The organism is Micromonospora phytophila, from assembly GCF_023656545.1.
GTDB classification, from domain to species: domain Bacteria; phylum Actinomycetota; class Actinomycetes; order Mycobacteriales; family Micromonosporaceae; genus Micromonospora; species Micromonospora phytophila.
In genome coordinates this window covers 1-3,629 of sequence record NZ_JAMOKF010000446.1, presented here as the reverse complement: position 1 = coordinate 3,629, position 3,629 = coordinate 1, and the positions used below count along the sequence as shown (strand labels likewise).

4 protein-coding genes are annotated in these 3,629 nt (G+C 68.3%); 1 reads left to right on the top strand and 3 read right to left on the bottom strand.

Annotation, left to right across the window (positions count from 1 at the left end):
• Positions 1-338: 338 nt before the first annotated feature.
• On the bottom strand, positions 339-875 hold the full coding sequence (locus tag NCC78_RS29270; protein WP_250798583.1) for a hypothetical protein: 537 nt from the start codon (positions 873-875) through the stop codon (positions 339-341).
• A gap of 446 nt (positions 876-1,321) precedes the next feature.
• Positions 1,322-1,681: a hypothetical protein gene (locus NCC78_RS29265; protein ID WP_250798581.1), complete on the bottom strand. Its 360-nt coding sequence runs from the start codon at positions 1,679-1,681 to the stop codon at positions 1,322-1,324.
• 64 nt (positions 1,682-1,745) lie between these two features.
• On the opposite strand from NCC78_RS29265, the gene NCC78_RS29260 reads away from it, so the two are divergent.
• The gene (locus NCC78_RS29260) at positions 1,746-3,248 is read left to right on the top strand and encodes a hypothetical protein (protein WP_250798580.1); all 1,503 of its coding nucleotides are present in this window, start codon (positions 1,746-1,748) and stop codon (positions 3,246-3,248) included.
• Here NCC78_RS29260 and NCC78_RS32630 read toward each other — a convergent pair.
• Positions 3,172-3,629 (bottom strand): zinc ribbon domain-containing protein (locus NCC78_RS32630; protein ID WP_372495229.1); only part of this gene is annotated, 458 nt, incomplete at its 5' end. The genes NCC78_RS29260 and NCC78_RS32630 overlap by 77 nt on opposite strands.

Below are 3,629 nucleotides of genomic sequence, written 5' to 3'. Positions count from 1 at the left end.
CGGCATCGGCCGGGCCGGCCGGCCACGCTGCGGGAAGTCATGGGCGAGAGGCTGAGGCGGGACGATCGCCGTCGAGGTTGCCTTCCGTCGAGGGCGGGGCGATCGCTGCCGCGCAGCAGAGCTGCTTGCCCCGGCCTCTCGTGGGCGCCGCCCGCAGTTCAATGGCGATGAGGACCAGGGCGTGACCCACCCCCCGGATGCCTGATCCTCTACGCCACCCGCCCGGCGTCAAGGGCGCTGCGCGTCGGCACGCCGATGGCCTACGGCCACCCTCGACCCCAACCGGGCGCCGCAGTCTTGGCACCTATCCAGGGGATGGGGGCAGACTGGCAGCCCTGCTAGTCACGGACGACGTAGCCGGCGAAGAAGCCGGCCCCGACGACAGCGGCCACGCCGATCAGGAACCAGGGGGCGTCCAGTCGATAGGCTGCGTAGGCGCCGGCGAGGCATGCGACGCCGATCCACATCATGGCGGCGTTCCAGGCCCGGGACAGCTTCCCCCCGTGTGGCTTCGGTGCACGGTCCAACTCGGCCCGATACCACTCGGGAAGCACCCGGTGTGGGGGCCGGTATGCCCACACGAGGGCCAATACTCCGGTAGTCAGGACCAGCAAGAGGCCTGCGGCCATGGCGACGGTCTGGAGTGGACCTTCCGGAAGGAACGTGCTCAGTGCTGCCACGGCGATCGAGTACCAGAAGGCGGCGCCGACCAAGAGCATCACGGGGAGGTGGCGGATGCCCGACTTGATGAAGAACGTCGCTGCCCGACGTTGCGACGGACGTTCAGCCCCATGACGAAAGCTCAGGTACAGCCACAGCGAGAGGCTTCCCGCGAGGATGAACGCCGACAGGAGGTAGATGGCTTCTCTCTCCATCTCGTCACCCTACCGATCCACCAGCTCAGTCCACACGTCGCCGAGAACGTCACCGGCCGCGAGCAGGTCAACGACGGTCGCTGACGCCCGCCGACACTAGTCTTGATCTTTGCAGGGTGGGGGTCGGCGATCACTTCCGGCTGGCGGTTACGGCGAGCACCCGGCGTGCCATTAGTGTGCCATTGGGCGAGGACAGCAGGGGCCAGCCGAGGCCACGAGAGACTGCCGAGACCCGGCCGCCAAGTCGGTGGCCTGGCGGAGATCGACAATCCCCAAGCTGACAGGTCTGGGAGCCACCCGTGGGAGCCACCGGGGCGGACTGGACGGGACGGGACGGATCGAATTGCCGAGCGCCCGCGGACCAGGACCACGCGGACCGACCCGGACGGCCTGGACATGGTCTTGGGAATCTACGGATCAGATGGCCGTACAAGTGGCCTCCTACATCAACCTGCGGCTGGACCAGGCTCGTCCTCACCTGCGATCAGCCGAGCCGCATCGTCTGCTACCTCCTTCCAGACTGTCAGGCCTTCGGCCTCGAACGCCTCGGCGAGAGCCTCCCGCACCTCTTCCACCGACCCACCATGGGTCAGGCGGGCCTTCGCAAGAGCTGCCTCATACTTCTTCACCCGCGCCTGAATATCTGGCATGGCCTGTTCATATCCGGCCGGCTCCGGCGTCCCGTTCCTCTGGACCATAAGCATCAGCATGCCGGAACCCCTGCGGTACGGAACCTCGTCCGCCGGGCCGCGCGGTAGCTCCTGGCTGGTGATGCCCAATGACCGCTCGCACTTAAAGATCATCACCAGTGGCTGCGCGCGCACAGGTTGGGGGAGCGCGGTGGTGGTCCCTGTCGGGTAGCTTCGCTGGGTGGTGGATCGAGTGGTGCGACCCGGCGATGTCGCCGTGATGAGGTTGTCAGACGGTGGATTCGGAGCATGTCAGGTCACCGGTGTCGAAGGCCGTGTGACCTCGGCGTATGCGCTGCGCTGGCACTCGATGGATCGGCCGAGCCTGGACGAGCTGCGCGGCGTTGAGCCGCTAGCGCTTGACCATCATGTTCACGGCGGGCGCCTTGTTCACTTGTCGATTGGCTGCTGGCATGCGGTGCCGCCGGGGTTCACGTGGATCGGAAGTCTGCCCGTTCCGGAGGATGTGCCGGCGTTGTCGAACACGTACTCAAGCTGGCAGTCACTTGCCGATGATGTGGTCAGGCAGCGCCGCTGGGACCGGGAGCTATCGGCGGCAGTGAAGTCCGACTACCGTGCGGCCGCCACCCGGGGCCAAGTCGACGTCGACTTCGGCGCCGGGGCGGCGACACTCGGCGCGGCCACGCCTCGACTGGACCTGAGCGGTGCGGGGTCGATGTGGGTGCCTGCGTCCGGGCCGGTGCTGTGGTCCGCTCTCAATCAGCTGCCCCGCTGCACGGCGCTGACATGGGCCGGCCCGGACCGGGGCCTGGCCCGCGCGTTGGCAGACCGCCCTGTTGTCTCGTCGCTGGCGTGGCGCGACGCCCCGCCGGTGGTGGATCTGACCGGTACCGGTCTGCAGCACCTGTCGCTGTCCGGTGCGGATGTTCGCGAGGTGCGGCTGCCCCGTGGCCTGCACGGCCTCGAGTTGGCCGCAGTGGACCGGAATCTGGTGGTGTACGCGGCGGGCGGCGGCCGATGGCTTCATCTCACCCTGACCGGGGCCGACGCGCAAACGACGGTTCCTGCAGGCCTGCACGGTGTTCGCGAGGTCGCCCTGGACGGTGGCGGCACCATGTCCGCCGCTGCCGTGCGGGAGCTGAAGGAGCTGGAGAGCGTCCGGATTCACTGGCGCGAGCCACCGGGACGGCTGGACGACGTCGCTGCTCTGGCCAGTCTGCCCCGTCTGGCCGTCATCGAACTTGTCGATGGCTACGGATGGGACGCGAACAAACTGCCTGACCTGACCTCGCTGACGCACCTGAGCATCAGCGGTCTACGTCGATCCATCGTGCCGGCGTTGAAGGCCCGGTACCGCGGCACCGGGGTGCGCCTGGTCATCGAAGGCGCGAAGCCCGACACGTGGCTGGCCGCCAACCTGAACAACCCGTTCCGTGACTGGGTCGATGACAGCGCCCGAGGTGGAGCTGCCGCCTGCAAGGCCTACGCCAGCGCGGTCCGCATCATTGACAAGCTTCCGCAGGACCGTCGTCGGCGTGCAGACGAAGCGGAAGCGGTCCTGCGCGCCCTGGTCGAGGCGCTCAACAGCATCGACCAGAGGTACGAGATCATAGACACGCTGCGCCGAGAGGAAGCCTTCGACGCGTTCATGGAGCTTGCCGCCCGGGCTGAGGTCCCAGCGCATCTGGCAGACCAGTGGTTCGACGACTGGCGTGGCTTCTAGTGCGGTGTCCACTAACGTTCACCGGGTTTGCGGTGGGTGTTGTGGATCCTCGCCTTGTGGGCGAGCGACTCCCCACCGGTTGGTGGGGCGGGCCTGCGCGGGCCAACTGATCCTCGCGCCGCCCGGCTGGGCGGCGGGGGTCACGCCGGGACCGTCCGGCACCGGGCAGGTGCCGGCCGGCTCGACGGTGCGTGATCACCTCCGGCAGCACAACATCTGCCGGGGTGGTGGATCCGCCACCGGGGGTACGGGTAGCGATGCTGGCCGCCGCGACCAGGTCACGGTGGCCGGAGAATGCGCAGTGCGGGCAGGACAGGGTCCGCCCCCGAGGTTTCGGCACCCGCTTTGCGCAGGCGGGGCAGGTGGACGAGGTGCCGCGTT

Bases quoted from the DNA above. Each gene is read 5' to 3' on its own strand.
- NCC78_RS29270 (WP_250798583.1), bottom strand. From the start codon at position 875: ATGGAGAGAGAAGCCATCTACCTCCTGTCGGCGTTCATCCTCGCGGGA.